The sequence below is a fragment of the Microvirga sp. KLBC 81 genome, from assembly GCF_003075415.1.
In the GTDB taxonomy this organism is placed as follows: domain Bacteria; phylum Pseudomonadota; class Alphaproteobacteria; order Rhizobiales; family Beijerinckiaceae; genus Microvirga.
Genome location: NZ_QDAH01000019.1, coordinates 64,389 through 81,173, shown reverse-complemented (window position 1 = coordinate 81,173; position 16,785 = coordinate 64,389). Strand labels below are relative to the sequence as shown.

The 16,785-nt window shown below is 59.9% G+C and carries 13 protein-coding genes and 1 pseudogene; 6 read left to right on the top strand and 8 right to left on the bottom strand.

The features are described 5' to 3' along the window. Positions 1–225: 225 nt before the first annotated feature. Positions 226–1,077 carry a sulfite exporter TauE/SafE family protein gene (locus DC522_RS14390; protein WP_116529372.1) on the top strand — a complete coding sequence of 284 codons (852 nt, stop codon included), beginning with the start codon at positions 226–228 and terminating at the stop codon, positions 1,075–1,077. Positions 1,078–2,965: 1,888 nt separating this feature from the next. Further along, positions 2,966–3,244 (top strand): hypothetical protein, encoded by a 279-nt coding sequence (locus DC522_RS14375; protein ID WP_116529369.1) that lies wholly within the window; start codon positions 2,966–2,968, stop codon positions 3,242–3,244. Positions 3,245–3,327: 83 nt separating this feature from the next. Here DC522_RS14375 and DC522_RS37260 read toward each other — a convergent pair whose 3' ends face one another. Next, positions 3,328–3,576 (bottom strand): hypothetical protein, encoded by a 249-nt coding sequence (locus DC522_RS37260; RefSeq protein ID WP_371679585.1) that lies wholly within the window; start codon positions 3,574–3,576, stop codon positions 3,328–3,330. Positions 3,577–4,314: 738 nt separating this feature from the next. On the opposite strand from DC522_RS37260, the gene DC522_RS14365 reads away from it, so the two are divergent. After that, on the top strand, positions 4,315–6,270 hold the full coding sequence (locus DC522_RS14365) for a PAS domain S-box protein (RefSeq protein ID WP_165820157.1): 1,956 nt from the start codon (positions 4,315–4,317) through the stop codon (positions 6,268–6,270). A gap of 62 nt (positions 6,271–6,332) precedes the next feature. Here the strand turns inward: DC522_RS14365 and DC522_RS14360 are convergent, their stop codons facing one another. After that, complete coding sequence (locus DC522_RS14360) at positions 6,333–6,647, bottom strand: hypothetical protein (protein WP_116529366.1); 315 nt, start codon at positions 6,645–6,647, stop codon at positions 6,333–6,335. Between the two features lie 428 nt (positions 6,648–7,075). On the opposite strand from DC522_RS14360, the gene DC522_RS14355 reads away from it, so the two are divergent. After that, the gene (locus DC522_RS14355) at positions 7,076–7,306 is read left to right on the top strand and encodes a hypothetical protein (RefSeq protein WP_116529365.1); all 231 of its coding nucleotides are present in this window, start codon (positions 7,076–7,078) and stop codon (positions 7,304–7,306) included. A gap of 131 nt (positions 7,307–7,437) precedes the next feature. On the opposite strand, the gene DC522_RS14350 is transcribed toward DC522_RS14355, so the two are convergent. The 4 genes from DC522_RS14350 to DC522_RS34280 all read right to left on the bottom strand — a co-directional run bounded on the left by DC522_RS14350 (position 7,438) and on the right by DC522_RS34280 (position 13,022). Continuing rightward, entirely contained in the window at positions 7,438–9,861 is a 2,424-nt protein-coding gene (locus tag DC522_RS14350; protein WP_116529364.1) for an AI-2E family transporter, read from the bottom strand. A gap of 266 nt (positions 9,862–10,127) precedes the next feature. Further along, entirely contained in the window at positions 10,128–11,246 is a 1,119-nt protein-coding gene (locus DC522_RS14345) for a branched-chain amino acid ABC transporter substrate-binding protein (protein ID WP_116529363.1), read from the bottom strand. A gap of 602 nt (positions 11,247–11,848) precedes the next feature. Continuing rightward, complete coding sequence (locus DC522_RS35910) at positions 11,849–12,490, bottom strand: CGNR zinc finger domain-containing protein (protein ID WP_165820156.1); 642 nt, start codon at positions 12,488–12,490, stop codon at positions 11,849–11,851. 97 nt (positions 12,491–12,587) lie between these two features. Next, a complete protein-coding gene (locus DC522_RS34280; protein ID WP_133239285.1) occupies positions 12,588–13,022 on the bottom strand; it encodes a hypothetical protein in 435 nt (144 codons plus the stop codon). Positions 13,023–13,112: 90 nt separating this feature from the next. Between DC522_RS34280 and DC522_RS14330 the strand changes: the two genes are divergently transcribed. Continuing rightward, on the top strand, positions 13,113–13,436 hold the full coding sequence (locus tag DC522_RS14330; protein WP_116529360.1) for a hypothetical protein: 324 nt from the start codon (positions 13,113–13,115) through the stop codon (positions 13,434–13,436). Positions 13,437–13,719: 283 nt separating this feature from the next. Here the strand turns inward: DC522_RS14330 and DC522_RS14325 are convergent. Further along, positions 13,720–13,929, bottom strand: a pseudogene (locus DC522_RS14325) (helix-turn-helix domain-containing protein); the annotation flags it as partial. 656 nt (positions 13,930–14,585) lie between these two features. Between DC522_RS14325 and DC522_RS14320 the strand changes: the two are divergent. After that, positions 14,586–15,383, top strand: coding sequence for a response regulator transcription factor (locus DC522_RS14320; RefSeq protein ID WP_245444160.1), 798 nt, complete (start codon positions 14,586–14,588; stop codon positions 15,381–15,383). A gap of 36 nt (positions 15,384–15,419) precedes the next feature. On the opposite strand, the gene DC522_RS14315 is transcribed toward DC522_RS14320, so the two are convergent. Next, entirely contained in the window at positions 15,420–16,775 is a 1,356-nt protein-coding gene (locus tag DC522_RS14315; RefSeq protein ID WP_245444158.1) for an HlyD family type I secretion periplasmic adaptor subunit, read from the bottom strand. Positions 16,776–16,785 lie beyond the last annotated feature (10 nt).

The window sequence follows — 16,785 nt, the reverse complement described above, 5'->3', positions numbered from 1 at the left end:
CGGCGCCGAGCAGAAGTGGCTCTCCACCACCGGCTTCCTCGACAAGATCGACGAGAACCTCAAGAAGGCAATGGCGGTTTAGCGAGAACAGAGCCTCTCCCTAAAATAACGGGAGGGGCTTTCCACTGGGCATGAACTGCTCTGCGGGCTATCCCGTCATTCAGGTCATCCCGAGGAAATTGAACCCCAGGAAGTCCGCCTTCTTCGAAAGGGACGAACCCTCTCATGTTCGGCATTGCGCTGTTTGATCTTGCCTGGCTCGTGGTCGCTCTTCTGGCGGCCGGGGCGATCACCGGCCTGCTCGCCGGCGTCTTCGGCGTCGGCGGCGGCGCGGTGGCGGTGCCGATCCTCTATGAGCTGTTCCGGCTCCTGGCGGTGCCGGACGAGGTGCGCATGCCGCTGTGCGTCGGCACCTCGCTCGCCATCATCGTGCCCACCTCGATCCGCTCCTTCCAGGCCCACCGCGCCAAGGGGATGGTCGACATGTCGATCCTGAAAGTCTGGGCCGGGCCCGTGGTGCTCGGCGTCGCGGTCGGCAGCGTCATCGCGCGCTATGCCCCGGCCGACCTGTTCAAGGGCGTGTTCGTGCTGGTGGCCGGCGTGTCCGCGATCCGCCTGCTCTTCGGCAAGGAGACCTGGCGGCTCGGCCTCGACATGCCGGCCCGGCCGATCATGCTGGCCTATGGCGGGCTCATCGGCGTGCTCTCGGCCCTGATGGGCATCGGCGGCGGGCAGCTGTCGAACCTGTTCATGACCTTCTACAGCCGCCCGATCCATCAGGCGGTGGCGACCTCCTCGGGGCTGGGCATCCTGATCTCGATCCCCGGGGCGCTCGGCTACATCTATGCCGGCTGGCCGCATATGGCGGAGTATCCGACCGTCGCCGCATTCCAGCCGCCGCTGGCGCTGGGCTATGTCTCGCTGCTCGGCGTTCTGCTGTTCATCCCCACCAGCACCTGGATGGCGCCCATCGGCGCCCGGCTTGCCCACCGGCTCTCGAAGCGCCGGCTCGAGGTTGCCTTCGGCATCTTCCTGCTGCTCGTCTGCGCGCGCTTCGCCGCCGGCCTGTTGACTTAGCCCATCGGGCGAACGCTCATGTCGCTGTCTGCTCAGCTTTCAGCGTTGACCGAGATTTCACCAAGGGGATTGGGTTGCAGCGTTTGAACGATTGGTTGTGGCCCTTCTCAGACATTGCGCCTTGGTCAGCTTGCGAGCAACGAGCGGACGCTCAAGACCGGCGGGAAACTTCCGAGACTGAGCCGGAGCGAACTATCAATCCCATCGTGCTTTTCTTGCAAAGTGGGCAGTTCTTGCAAAGTGGGCAGTTCATCGAGCGGCTCAGCAGACGCGCGAGCCTTGAGCCTTATCCTGGATGCGTTGGCATTCGGAATCTTTGGCTACGGCTATGAGCACGAACTCAGGTGTTTCGACCAAATGGAGCTTTAGCTAGGCCGCGCAAAAGCGTTGAAGTGTGATCTGTCTCTTCCCCTAGTGGCATCCACGCGCTGATTGCCGGCGCTGCTTTCTCAATATCGTGGCATTCAATCCAGACCCAAACCGCAAGATCGGCCTCCCACGACCGGCGCGCCAGCCAGTAGCTTTCCGTCGGGCATCGGCTCACCTCAGAGTACGGGCGCAGGAACTCAACCACTGCTTCCACTGCCTCACCGTACGCGCAAAAACTCTCTCCGATGCAGCCGTTATCGAGCGGCTGTCCGGATCGTCCGACGAGTTGCCACCGGACACGGTACGCCATCGGAACCTCTTAGGCATCACGACGACCAAATTGACATGCCAGCCCCTTTTCTGAAAGGGGAACATGAGCGGCGACCGTGTCAGAGATCGTTGCCGCTCGTCAGTTGATCGGGTCGCAGACCCTCGTCCGGCGGTCCCGGACGCCGCAGCCGAACGCCGGGTCCTTCACCCTGATCAGCATCGAGGAAGATCACGCCCTGGTCCTCGAGAGCAACCCGGATGGCGGCTGTTGCGGCCTCGGATGCATGCGCGTCCCATCGGCCTCAGCCTGCTTGATGGCTGGGAGGGCCAGGCACGTGCGCCCGGCAAGCTCTGTCTGAGACAAGCAGGGGCCCTTCGCGCCCTGCTGCCAAAACGAGCAGATCATTGGCTCGACATCTCTGGTGGTAGGGCGTGTCAGCCAACAAAGGTGCGGGATCAGGGTTCCCTTGTGCCACTTCACCGCTTTCCGATGAGAGTCGCTGTGAGCGAATTCTTCGACACTGGGAGCCCAGAAGGCCAGGGGCTCAAGACCGAGGTGCCGCGCTTCCACCTCGTGACACCAAACGCTCCATTGGCGTGGAAGCTTCACCATCGTCGCCATGAAAACGCCAAGGTATCTGCGCTTGATCCCACTATGAGGAAACCCCCGAAGCACCCAAGCCAGCCTGACGACCTCAATCGACGGAATGATACGGAAGGGTCGCCACGCCTGAAAGCAACCACCCGCAAGCCGCGCCCTGCGTCGAAGCGCAAGACGGAGACGGTTCCGGACCCTTTAAGCACCGAGGCACTCAGCGGTGCGATGGAAAGCCCAGAAGGGAATACTGTCTCCAGCGTTCCGCCGCCGCAGGACGCCGCTCTCGAAAGTACCCGCAGCTTGACTGCGGAAGGCATTCAGAACGAGGAGGATCAGCAAGGCCCACATAGCGAGAGCAGAGGCCAAGGCAAGCAACAGGTGCCAATGGTTGCGTTCGCGGATGATCTTGCTCCAAAGGAACCCGATCAAGGTGTTGCAAGCTCTCCACCCCAGCCCAGCGAAGCTGTGGAGACGCGAGCCGACCAGAAGCAAGAGCCAGCTCAGCATTACCCTACGGTTCATGAAGTCAGGTCAGCGAGCCATGAGGATCGTAAAAGCTCGTCCCGCACTCGTTTCGATGATACGGTTCAACGAGCGATCAGAGTGTGGCGCCCACGCCTTCGGTCTGCCTCGGATCACGTGAGCGGTGCCTTGGGACGTGTGAAGATATGGGCTCATGAGAGATCAATCCGCAGGGCTCATGAGAGCGATGAGGCTCGGGGATCAACAAACCCGGTCTACATCCTAGCCGCGATCACCCTTGGCATTCCGGCTTTGCTGCTGATCCCGCTGGTCGGAATGAATCCAGGAGTTCAGGAAGGAACCCTCACGATCATTGTGACCTTCCTCGTCATCTCTGCCTTCGTCACAGCTGCGGTGTTCGAGATCAAGAGGCTGGCTGATCAGCCGTCTGACGACAACTACCATTGAAGGGCGAGCCTCCAATGTTCGCGTTCACGGCCCGTCACTGGCGCATGGGGCCCCGGGGCAAGCCTCTTGCTACGCTCGCCTATTCACGGCTTGCTATCTTGTACCCCGAAGGGAACGGTCAGAACCGTTTGGTCTGCCTCGTCCACAATCTCAACGATGAAGCCATTCCGCTGGTCGGCCGACAGACCATTCCAATACGGCACGACCTCAGCGAAGGTTCTGGCTATTTGCAACGCAACGCCTTTCGCAGCGTCGGCATCAGCCAAGTCAAAACTCCTCGGATACCTGACGCGATCCTGCTGGTTTGAGATGAAAAATCTGTACCTGGGCATGGCAAGAATATTAGCCATGCAAGCGGCTTGGGTAAGCCTCTCTTAGGGATTAGTTCACATATGAAGCGGACGATTACTGCTACTCTCTGGATGGGGTTGATTGCCCAGCCGCCTCAGCGCAACGAGGAAATATTCAGGCTGATTCCGCAGGCTGCGACTGAAGAATTCGAAAGAGCTAACCCTCGTGATTGTATCGCGGAGTTTCACACAACAGTATCTCGGTCGTAGCTGGCCCAGACCTGTCAACCTGATCCCAGAAAGCAGGGTAAGGCCTAATTTCTGTTTTGGTCGCGGGAATGCACTTTTACGTGGCCGCGTCTGAAGTCCGTCTGCGAACCAGACTAGATCCTGAGGACAAATCGGCATCAACAGAGCGTCATCCGGGTAGCGATGATCAACTCTATCAAACTGGATCCATGAACTTCCTGCTATCGCAAAAAGAAAGCGCCCATCATCTCAAGGGGCGCTTCAAGGTCCGGGCCGTAGGGGCAAAAATCACGGCATCCGTAGGAAATCAAAATATTCAGATGCACCCGTTGCGTCACGTCGGTGGATTACGACGTAGGAATACGGAACATTCCAAAGGATTGAGATCTATCTCCGAGATGGGACGATCAGCATTTCACCTGTCTCTGATGGTTCCCTATGCTCTTGGTGCATATGAAATAGCGCAATATGGCCAAGATTGACCTGGCATTATCGACTCAAAATCCCAGGAGGGCCGGTGGTTTGAGCAGCATGCAGTTTCTGAGCGGTGGCACTATGGGGGCTCGTATCCAGGCCTATGACTGGTCGGCCTCTCCACTGGGGTCCCCTGAGACCTGGCCACCTTCGCTCCGCGTCACGCTCAGCAACATGCTTCGGTCCAAGATGCCCACCTACATGCTGTGGGGACCGGAACTGATCACCTTCTACAACGACGCCTGCCTGCCGTTGCGGGGCTTAAGACCGGAGGCGCTCGGGCAACCCCTGCGGCAGGCCTGGGCCGAGATCTGGGATATCGTTTCTCCACTCGTCATGCAGGCGCGTCACGGAGAAGCAGTTTACGTCCAGGATGTGCCTGTCGACATCATCCAGCGCAAAGGGTATCCGGAAACAACATGGTGGAATGCCTCGTGCAGTCCCGTCATGACCGAGGCCGGCGATGTGGGCGGCGTCCTTATCATCATCCATGAGACTACCGAGCGGGTGCTCGGCGAGCAGCGGCTCCGGTTCTTAGTTGATCTGAGCACGCGCCTGCGCGGGGTGACCGAGGCGCGCGAGGTCATGGCCACAGCCGCGGACATGCTGGGCCGGCACCTGAAGGCCAGCCGTGTCGGGTATGCCGAGATGAGTGTGGGCGGCGATTCCTTAACGGTCGAGCGCGACTGGACCGAGGGCGCAACCCCGACCTTCGCCGGCCAACACCGCCTGAGTCATTTCGGTCCGCTCGTCGAGAGCGAGTTGAAGGCGGGCCAGACGGTGAGGATCGACGATGTCTCAAAGGATCCTCGCATCATAGAGGAGCATATCGCCGCCGAGTTTCTCCGCACGGGCAAGCGCGCCATCATCGTCGCGCCGCTCATCCGAGAGGGTCGCCTGGTTGCATCGCTTTATGTCCATCAGGTTGAGCCTCGTCATTGGCGTGAAGATGAAGTGACGCTGGTGCAGGAGGTTGCCGAACGGACCTGGACTTCGGTTCTGCGAGCGCGGGCGGAAACTGCTCTGCGGGAGAGCGAGGAGCGCTTCCGGCAATTTGCAGAGCACTCGACCGACGTGCTCTGGATCATGAATGCTGAAACGCAGCAGATGGAATATGTCAGCCCCGCCTTCGAACGCGTCTGGGGCTGGTCTGCCGATGCTTTCCGGCACCGCAGTCAATGGGCTGAAACTGTCCATCCGGAGGATCGGGAGCGCGCGCTCCAGACCAGCGAGCGTATCCTGCGGGGCGAGACCGTCGTCCAGGAATACCGCATCGTTCGGCCAGACGGGAGCATGCGCTACATTCACTCCACCGGATTCCCGATCCTTGACGAACATCGGAGGGTTCAGCGGATCGCAGGCATCGTCAAAGACATCACCCAGCACGATGGATTTGCGGTCTACGTGGTGGATGGCAATGAGGCTTCACGCCGGGATCTGTGTCTTCTGCTCCAGGGAGCCGGCTACGAGGTGAAGACGTTCGCCTCGGCGCAGTCATTCCTGGAGGTGGCGCCGGTGCTGGTGCCTGGCTGTGTGGTGCTCGATATTCGCAGTCCCGAGACCGGCGAACTAACGATTCCCACAGAGCTAAAATCCCGGCGTGCGGGCCTGCCGGTGATCGTGATTGGCGAGACGGGCGGAAACGTAACGCTCGGGATACGGGCGATGAAGGCCGGAGCCGTGGACTTTCTTGACGTGCCGTACCGTCCCGAACAGCTTCTGGATGCGCTCGCCTCGGCTCAGGCGACAATCCAGGAAAGGGCCGAGCGGGACCAGGCCACCGAACGCGTGAAGGTGCTTATTGCAGCGCTCCCGCCTCGCGAGCGGGAGGTGCTGGATGGGCTGCTGGCTGGAGGTACCAACAAGACGATTGCCCGAGACCTTGGGCTCAGCCCGCGCACGGTGGAAGCACATCGAGCCCGCATCATGGAGCGGCTGGGCGCCCAGAGCCTGCCGGAACTGGTACAGATTGCGGTTACGGCGGGCTTGCAACCTAAATCACAGGCCAGGTAACGCCGACCACGGATGGTGTGAGGAGAGGTGAAAGCCCTGTTCATAGGGCCGCGGCCCTCCTTTTAATGCGGTCGGACGGCGTCCGAGAACGGCACGGTTAGGATTGTTTCACCGGTTCCATCCGTAATTTCGATAACGGCATTTCCTCCCAGGTCAGCCACCTCGTCCAGAAGCTCGCGTGCAACTTTCAGAGCCTCTGCACGAGCGGCAGCCAGACCGGGCAGCTCCACGCCGTCTGGATCCATCTCAAGTTTGTCCCCGCTGCGGATATGGAGAAAGTACAGGGGCATCGCGGCAACGAACCTACTCTGGGTAAGGAGTATAGGCTTTAGGACACCTTCGCCCACCCTCTGTTTCAAGTGGCGGAAGTCGTGCATGGCGCGCCGATCTCAATGCCATCGGCGGTCGTGGGTGCGGGACCTGTCCTGTGGTCCAGGTTCACTTCGTCAACCAATCTGCAGGTTCTGATTGCGTGTCGTCTGGTCCACGGGGCAGTTGCGGAACAGTCCGTAGGGAAGTCCCGACTGTTGTCCGTCGGGCCAAGAGGTTAACTCAGGTTAATGGCAGGCAGCGCCGCGCCTGCAGTTTAGGGAGAGAATTGCCCAAAGAGGCAACGAGACGCCACGCCAATTGAGGAGCGGCCAATGGGGGGTGGCACGGATGTACTGCCATCCCCGAAACCCTGGCCGCTTCCGCAACGGGCTTGCTCGGCGAGAAACCCATCGGGAGTGGGTGTGGTCGCAATCGGGCTGTCAGGAAAACCTCAACAAGATCAACAAGAACGACAGGGAAGGGACACCGGCCAATGAACACGGCTGCGAACGACAATCAGGTTACTGAGCTCATTGCAATCCTGTCCACGACACTTGCCAACATCGATGTCGAATATGAGTTTGAGCTGGCCCGGATCCGGTCGACAGCCAAGCCTGACCTCAGGGCGGTGATCCTGGATACGGTACGACAGCGCCATGTCGAGCGCCGGGAACCATACGTCCGCCAGATCGCCGAACTCCGGACCCGGATCGACGCGCGCTAGAGCATCGGAGGAGTGCATCGTTGGGAGCGACCCGGAGGGCCGCGCCAGCGAATAACCGGGTCCCCTTTTCGCTGACGCGGTCCTTCGGTTCCACACGATGCGCTAGTCCGAGCCACTTCGGGCAGGCTGTCTCATTTCTTGCCGGCGACTTTGATGCCCTCGCTCTGAGTTGGCCCCATACCATCGGCGGGGCGACGCTCGATCTGAGCCATCAACTCGTCGGCTATTTCCTGGAGATGCCGGCGATCCGATTCCGCGAACTCGCGCGGCCGGGTGTCGATGACGCACAGCGAGCCGATGACCAGACCGGAGGATGTCCGCAGTGGAGCCCCGGCGTAGAAACGGATGCCCTTTTCCAGCACGAGCGGATCGTCGGCAAAGCGCGGATCCTCGGTTACGTCCTCGGACACCAGCACCTCGTTCGCCGCGATCACGCGTGCATCCAGCGATTCTTCATGCGGGGGCCGGCCAGCGGCTTGGAGTTCCTGGGGCGTGCCTGATGCATCGGGCAGGGGCCGATCCACCTCGTCGACGAAGGAAACGAGGGCGATCGGAGCATCGAACGCCTGCGCGACTGTTCTGGACACCTCATCGAACCGCCGGTGCCTCGCGGAGGCCAGACCAAGGTCGTGCAGCGCCGCAAGCTGCTCCTGCTCGGTGTCGGGGAGGACCGGAGGCGTGCCGCCGGGCGAGGTCGCGCGGCAGACCCATGCATCTACTTGGTCAACACAGGCCTCGAGCGAGACGAATACCGCATCGGCCGCAATCTGCTTCTTAAGATCCTCTGTCTGTCCCGTCCCGGGCGCCAGATTCCAGCAGCAGACGACGAGTTTCACGTGAGGTGCCCGGCGGCGCAGGCGACGGCAGATGTAGCGGGCATAGACCTGCGGCTGGGGGTGAAGGTAGGACAGGCACACCACGTCCACGCCCTGGAGGTCAAGCTGCCCGAGAGCGCCCTGGCTGACGGCAATCGGCGGAAGGACCCGGGCGCGGATGCTCCGCTCCTCGAAAACCTGCGCCATCATCTCGGCTGCCGCGCGATCCAGCTCTGTGCGTCCCGCCAAGCAGAGAACGGACGGTGGCCGCTCCACAGTTTCAGAGGGTAAGCGATTTTCGCCCGTCTGTTCGTCCGGTTCATCGGAGGAGGGGACCTTCTCCCGGACATGGTCCTCGATCTCCCGCACGACGCAGATCGCGGTATCGGCGACCAGGCGCCGGTAGTTGGTGTCCGTGGTGCTGCGCTGGCGATCATTCTCGGCGAGGCGGAGAGCGGGAATGGCCACATTGTCGTAGAACTCGCGCGAGGAGCATTCGTCGACATAGTCTTCGGCAATCTCCACCGCCTCCTCAAGGTTGCCGGCCAGCAGGCGCTGATAAAGCCGCTCCTCCGGCGCGAGCACTGGATCGCTGCCGAGGAGAACGCCCAGGAACTCGAGTTGCGGGACATAGCGGCCGATGACGACGAGACAAACGGTCAGCGGTGTGGCCAGGAACAGTCCAACAGGCCCCCAAAGCGTGGTCCAGAAGATCGCCGCCATGATGATGGCCAGAGAGGACAGACCCGTGCTGGAGCCGTAGAGCCATGGCTCGACGACATTGTTGCTGATGAGCTCGGCCACGAGGAACAGTCCCACCACCCAGAACAGCATCGTCCAGCCGGGATCGACTGCAACCGCGAGGGCGATGGGAAACAGGGCCGCCAGAAAGGGTCCGAGATAGGGAATGAAACGCAGAACGGCTGCCAGGAGACCCCACAGCACCGCGTTGGGCACGCCGATGAAGTAGAGGGCAATGCCGATCGGGATCCCATAGGTGAGGTTCACCACGAGCTGCATCAACAGATAGCGGCTGACCCGGGCCGCCGCGTCGTTGATGGCCTGCGTGCTTTTCTGGAGATCGCCCGCCCCGGCGAGCTTGATGAACCGGTCACGCAGGTCCTCCCGCTCAAGTAGCACGAAGATCACGAAGATCACGACGAGGCCCGCTGTGGCGAGGGGGGCGAGCAGGGGGCCGACGACCGTTTGAATGATCTCGAGCGGCCGGGGTTCCGGGCGCTCCAGCCTGACCGTGATCGGCTCCTGCGATGCGGCACCGCTCCCTAGGGCGCGCGTGTTCTGCTGGGAGACCTTTTCCTCCCCCGAGATTTCCTTGCCGAGGTCCTGAATGGTGGTGGTGACCTTGTCCACGATTCCACCACCGGGGGCAGATGCCTGCAAGGATCGGATCTTGTCGGTGATGGTGGTCTGGTAGCTTGGGAGGTTGTTGGCGAGCTGAACGAGCTGGCGCCCGACCACGAAGCCAATGCCTGCGATCAGGATGAAGGCGAGAGTCACGGCAACCAGAACCGCTGCAATCCGCGGTAGTCTCCATCGCCTGAGCCAATTGACCAACGGTGTCAGGGCGAAGCTCAGGAGGATGGCGAGGGCAAACGGAACGAAGATATCGCGGCCGAAATAGAGGCCTCCGATCGCCAGCACGATGCCGCCGGCGGTCAGGATGGGGGATCCTGCGGGCTTTATGGCTGGCGGTGGTGGAGCCGGAGCCGGGTCGGCCATTATGCTGTGCCTTCGGTTCAGGTTGGCCGGAGGACAACTCGATTGCGGTGGATTTGATCCGGTCGGCAGTGTGGGGAGCGAGGCACCCGCTAAATCAAAAGGCAAGCTGCCGAGCCCGGACGATGATGAGGCCTCTCTGCCCTGCGCCCATGATGCCGAAGTCCCGGTGAGAGAGCGCCTCTCTTTGACAGGGGCGCCCGCCGGAGGAAGCCGACGGGCGCCAAGCGGGAGCCGAGGAGTGACCAAGGGCCCGCGTGAGGGAGGGCCTAATCCTCGATGTAGGTGATCTTGCCGTCAGCGCCCTTCCTCCAACTGTAGACGACGTAATCCGGGCGCGTGCGGTCTCCCTTCCGGTCGTACGAGATATCCCCCACCACCGTCTTGAAGATCATGCCCGACTTCATCGCCTCGGCCACTTTCTTCGGCTCAAGCGAGCCGGCCTTCTCCGCCGCCTGCTTGATCACCTGAACCGCCGCATAGGAATAGAGCGTGTAGGCCTCCGGATTGAACTTGCGCTGCTCGGTGAAGCGCTTCACGATCTCCTGCACCTCAGGGCGCTTGCGGGGATCCGGCGGGAACGTCATCTTGGTGCCTTCCACGCCCGGACCGCCGATCGAGGCGAACTCCTCCGACACGATGCCATCGGCTCCCATGGCGGTAATGTTCATTCCCTGGTCGCGCATCTGTCGGATGATCAGCCCCAGCTCCGTGTGAAGTCCGCCCCAGTACATGAACTCGACACCGGCCGACTTGAGCTTGGATACTAGAGCGGTGAAGTCCTTCTCGCCGGGGTTGACGCCTTCGTAGACAACCTCCTGCAGGCCGCCTTTGTTGATGACCTTGCGGGTCTCGTCGGCCAAGCCCTTGCCATAGGGCGTCTTGTCATGGACGACGGCGACCTTCTTGGCTTTGAAGGTCTTTAGAATGAAGTTGCCGGCCACCTCGCCTTGCTGGTCGTCGCGCCCGCAGGTTCGGAAGACGGTTGGAAGCCCCCGCTCGGTGAATTGTGGATTCGTCGAGGCTGGCGTGATCTGGACGATGCCACTTTCCGCATAGATCTCCGAGGCCGGGATCGAGACCCCGGAGTTGAAGTGGCCGACGACGAACTTGACGCCTTCGCCCGCGAGCTTGTTGGCCACAGAGACACCCTGGCGCGGGTCGGAGACGTCGTCACCCAGCACCACCTCGAGCTTCTGCCCGAGGATGCCGCCAGCGGCATTGATGTCGGCTACGGCCTGTTCGGCGCCATTCGCTAGTTGGGCGCCAAAGGCAGCATTGGGGCCAGTGACTGGTCCGGCAACGCCGAGCTTGACCTGAGCGTGAGCGACCGAAGCCATGAGTGCGCCAGCGCTCAGCACGAGCACCGGCAAAAAGTACCTCTTCATTATCATTCCCCTCTGGAGATCGGCACAAGGCCTGAAACCAGCAAAACACATTTTGATGGTTATAACAAGATCCGCCCAGAACCCGTAACCATATGAGGCGCTGACACCGCAGCTTTCGTGCAGTGCTCCACGAAGCGCCTGAGCGCGCTGCGATCAGCAGCAGTCAACCGCCAATGCCTCATTTTGTTGGACAGGGAGAGCTATTCAGCGCGGGCGCTAACCAGTAGGTCGGCTGAGAAGGCTTGGCTTCGGCTTGCCCGGCATCAGGCGCCGGCCACGTCACGAATACCTCTATGAGATCTACAGACCCTCTCGGTGTCGCATTCGCTCAAAGACGGATTCGGAAGATTGCTAGAGCATCGGCCCCAAAAGCGGACTCTACTTTTGGATCGATTCGATGCTCATTCTCTGGAGGAGCGCATTGTTTTGAGTGGAAAACCGGGTCTGCTTTTCGCTGGCACGGACCTTCGGTTCCGCACGACGCGCTAGCGGAGCGAGAAGCTATATCAACAAGCAGACGCAGATCCTGTCAGCAGCACACTGGCGGATACGCCACTATTTTTGATATGCCCAGTGGGCCATCGTGGCGTTTGGATGGAGAACTATCCCACGTCCTCGGCCCAGAACTGCCGTTCCCGGTGGCGGCGCACCTTGGCCCTGTTCCCGCAAACGGACATTTCGCACCAGCGCCTCGAAGCATTCTTCGTCCGGTCGAAGAAAAGCCACCCACAATCGCCATCCCGACCAGGACACTGTTTTAACCGATCCAACTGCCCCTGCCTGAGCATTTCGACGGCCGATAAGACGATTGGACCAATGATGGATGATGTGACTGGTTTCTCGGGGAAACTCCAGTCGTAGCGACCGTCGCCCATGTGATCCAGAGATGCCGGTTCCAGCAGAACTCTAAACTCATCCCGCAAGCGGGCCAGATCGCGTTTGCTCGGCTCGCTTTTGGACGCAATCCTGGAGGCGATCCGATAGATGAGCTCCCGCACGTCAAGTGCTTCGACCAGAAGTTCCGTCTGCTTTTGCTTGTCGCGCGCCAACGTCATCCGGATTCTCTCGGCATCTTGCCCTGCGAGGATCCCGCTGTGAACGGCCCAAAGAATCAAGTGCTCTGTCGTTCGTATGTGGTCTAGATGAGCTTCGGAGCCGCGTCCGCTCGAAGTGTTGGTAAAATCCAGGGCGAGAATGCCTCCTACGAGAGGCAGTTGCCCTGCTCTGGTCTCCTCACCCAACATGACCATTGCCTGCCTTTCGCACACCGGATCTCTTTGTACCAATTCAGCATGGGTCGTGCACCGGAAAAGTGGAGAGCTCTGCGTGACGCGGATATCGCTAACCAAAGAGCTTGAGATAGGTCTGCTTGTCCGAATGGCGGATCAGAACCGAGTGGCCGCGCGGGCAATTCAGTCTACCGCTTGCAACCACCACATTGCGCGCCCACAGCGGGCACCGGGCAAGTTCGTATGGCTTACCTGCTGTTCCATCTGGATTTCCGGGCTCATGTGGCGCATCGCCAGTGGACCGGGACCGCACTCCCGACGCGACAGGCAGACTGCCGACGACCTGGTCGGACGGGTCCCAACGGGGGCAGTCAGCTCGTGCCATGGCATGGGAGGGTTGTACGATGAAACGTAGGCTCTTCGCAGTCTTGATCCCAGGATTGTTGATTCTGTCCTCGCCGGCAGCCGCGCAGCAAGGCTTCTTCGCCAAGCCACTGGTCGAGAGGAAGGTAATGGAGTTGCCATCCGGCGACCTGTTCTGGCGCATCGACACCTTCGGGACTACAGCCTCGGACGTGAAAAGTGGATTTGCACTCTTGGGACCCATCCGATGCTTTCTCCTTCAATGAGAGCATCGTTGAGAGCGGCAAACCGGATCCACTTTTCCGCACGATGCTCTAAGGAGCAGGCGCAAGAGGCCGCAGGTCCCACGGGATTGGTAGCCGAGTACGACGGCAAGGTCTGGCTCTTCACCCTTGGGCAAGCGGGTCAAACGTCCAGGGGAGGCACGAAGGTCGCCGAGATCGGGCCGATTCCCCGGATCACGGCCAAGGAGTATCTCCTGCGGGTCAACGAAGCCGGCGGCCCGAAGGGTAGCGCCACTGCCGTGCACACTCACCCTGGGTCGGAGGCGTTTTACGTGCTCAAGGAAGAGCTGTCCAAAAAACACCACACGGCGTAACCCGAGTGACTGCCGGCCAGAGCACGGTGGGCCATGGGGGCGATACGCCGATGGTGGTGACGAGCAGTGGCTCCGAGGATCTCCGTGAGTTCGTGCTGTTCGTGGTCGACGCCAGCAGGCCGTTTTCGTCGCCGGCCCAGCTTGACTAACCTCGTCCTCAGGGTTGAGCCAAGCGTGGCTACATCCAAAACCTCAAGGAATGTGCCGGATCCCGGAGCGATGCTGCGCGACCTGATGCGAGGATTGTTGGTTCATGACTTTGAGGAGGCTCGGAAGCTGGAATTTACCCGGCACGAGTCGTGGTCGCCAGTCGCTTGAACGGACGATGGAACGATGTCGTGGCCTGATAGCCAGCCTCGGCAGCAATGGCATCCACAACCATATCGGTGGCTTCCAGCATCCGCTTGTCCTCTTCGGTGCGCAGAGCCTGCGTGTAGGCGATCGATGTGTAGCCGTCGCAGCCCTTAAGCAGCGGACAAAGCTGCGGCTGGGCAACCCTGAGCGCCGAATGATATCGGTCACAATGTGAGGGCGCTCATAGTTGGCCGTGATCCACTCCTGCTGCTTACGAATGAATGCATCGGTGTGCGTGAGGTTCTGGATCATGGAGGTATAGGGAAGCTGCCCGTCCCGGTGCCGCCGATAGGAATGGCTTGGAGGGTCGGAGTGCTTCCTCCGTTCTAACATTTGGCGATAAGGCAATGGTCGACGTGTTGCATTCGCGATGCGAAATCCTAGGCAATTTCGCGGAAGTGGAGCTCAGAAATTTTGTATGACCTCGCTGAATCAGGCCTAGAATCGTTGAACCTCTTGTTCCTTAGGAATCAAAGCTATGAAAAGGTATATTGGTTCTCTGTATAAGAGTATCTTCAAGAAAGGGGACTATATCCTGCAATAGTTTTCTGAAAGCTGTGCAAAATCTACCAAGCGTTAAAGATACTCCGAACAAGTGCTACCCAAGATTGGCGTCGTGTGATGCGATCGTAGCATGGATGTGTCTCTACTGCGCGGAACCTCTTAATTCTAACGAAGAGTACTTGTTCGGGCTTGCACCTACCCTCGTGACGGTAGCCGGTTCAGTGACATGGCTGATGCCATGCAGATATCCTGCCGAACAAGATTGGATGAGTGGCGTGAACGAGGATTGCCATGGCTGTGTTAAATCCATCGATCGAATTTCAGTCGGATGAAGCAGCTAAGGACATTATCGTTGTCGTGGATGACGAAGTGCTGGTCCGGGAATGCCTCATCGAGGCAATGAAAAGCGCTTTCTCTCAAGTTCTCATACTCGGCGCTGGCTCCATAGCGGAGCTTGCTCATCCTCCCGGAATGGAAGTTGCATTGGTGATCTTCAAGGTCAAATCACAGCCTGTCCTGCGCGAGAGAATGGGCTACGACATCCGGACGATTGCAGAGTATTTCCCTCAGGCACCTGTCGTCGTCATCGCAAGTTGCGATGATCCTGCCGATGTCGAGATTGCGATTGCGTCAGGCGCGCAGGGTGTCATCCCGATTTCGGCTTCGCTCAAAATAGCCGTCGCCGCCGTGCAACTCGTCATGGCTGGCGGTAATTATTTTCCCCGCCAGATCAACGAAGGTCCCCATCTTCGCGAAGGAATAGCAAGGAGCCCGTATCTTGCAGAGATCAATGGTGCTCTGTCGCTCTCTCAGAAACGGCTGCAACAATCACGAGACATATCTGGAGACGACGCAATAACTGGTCCGGGAGCAATCGGCCTTGCGTCTATTCTTACAGCCCGTGAGGCGGAGGTTCTTGCGGCTCTGCAGAAGGGTTATCCCAATAAATGGATTGCCCACCACCTTAACCTTTCCGAAAACACCGTGAAGGCCCACATTCGAAAAATCATGCGCAAGTTGCATGCCACCAATCGAACTGAAGCCGTCATCCTCTCGCAGCAACTGAGATCTAGAAGCGGTGAGGAATAGACCGACCAGCGCTCTCCAATTCGAACCGTGACGCTCTCAATCCTCTCTGAACGCGCGATTAAAGCTGTCGAGAAGGGGCTGCAAGGTATAGAGAGCCACCGTGCTCCGCCCGGTCTTGATGAATGCCTCGACCGGCATGCCGGAAACCATATCGATTCCGCTGGCTCTGACCAGGTGCGGATCGTCGATGCGGATCCTGGCGGCATAATAAGGCTGATCCGTCCTCTTGTCAGTCAAACGGTCGGCCGAGACATAAATGATCGTACCTGCAATCGGCGGAATGCGACGCTGGTTATAGGGCAGGAGCCGAATTTCAGCACTGAGCCCGAGACGAACCACGTCAATGTCCTCGGGCCTAAGCCGCGCGGTAATGATGAGCCGGTCATCCATCGGGACCAGGTCCATTAAGGGGGCTCCGGCGCCGACCACGCCTCCAGCTGTGTGGATTCTAAGGTCAGTGATCACGCCGTCCTCCGGTGCCTTCACATCCGTGCGTGATAGCTGATCATCCAGAGTTCGTATCTTTTCAAACAGTATGGCGATCTGGCTCTGCGCTTCCCTCAGAGATTGTGCGATCTCGTTCTGTCGGTCGCTCTCGAGCTTGATGAGGGTCGCTTGCGCTTCGCTGATAACTTGGCGAGCGCGCGAAATCTGGGCAGCCACTTCGCCCTTGCGCCCGTCGACTTCAACCATCTCCCGGTCGAGGGAGAGGAGACGCGGACGACGCTCAAGCCCTTTATCGACGAGAGACGCCACGGCAGCTCTCTCCTCGCGAATGATGCTCGCTCGCTTCGCTGCTGCCGCTCCCTCTGCCTGAAGTCCGACAATCTCTTCCTCGACCTGCGAGATGCGCTGCCGAATAATGGCTTCTTGAGAATGAAACACCTGCAAACGGGTCTGAAAGATCTTCTGCTGCCCAGCTATGATTGTTGCGATCGATGGATGATCGGCCTGAGCCGCTTCCACTTCAGGGGAAATAGCAATTCCTTGTAGATTGTCCCTTTCGGCGATCAGGCGCGCTTCGCGCACTCTTGCGTCCCAGTACTGCTCAGACCAACTCCGGCGCTCCGCGTAGGCTCTGGTCTGATCCAGGCGAACGAGTACTTGCCCGCTTTTCACGATATCGCCGTCCTTGACCAAAATTTCTTTGATAATGCCGCCCTCCAGGTGCTGAATGACCTTGCGGCTGGATTCCGCCTCCACCAGGCCGGGCGCGATTGCGGCGCTCTCCAGGGGTGCAAAGGCGGACCAGACCCCGAGGGTGCCGAGGAATCCGAAGAGGAGCACGTTTCCCACCCTGGTAACACCGCGCATTCGCGATATAGGAGTCGGTGGAATCAAGGGGGGCTGCCAGACGAGGGCTCGCGGGGGAAGATCGTTGGCTCCTGTCACGATATCTGTC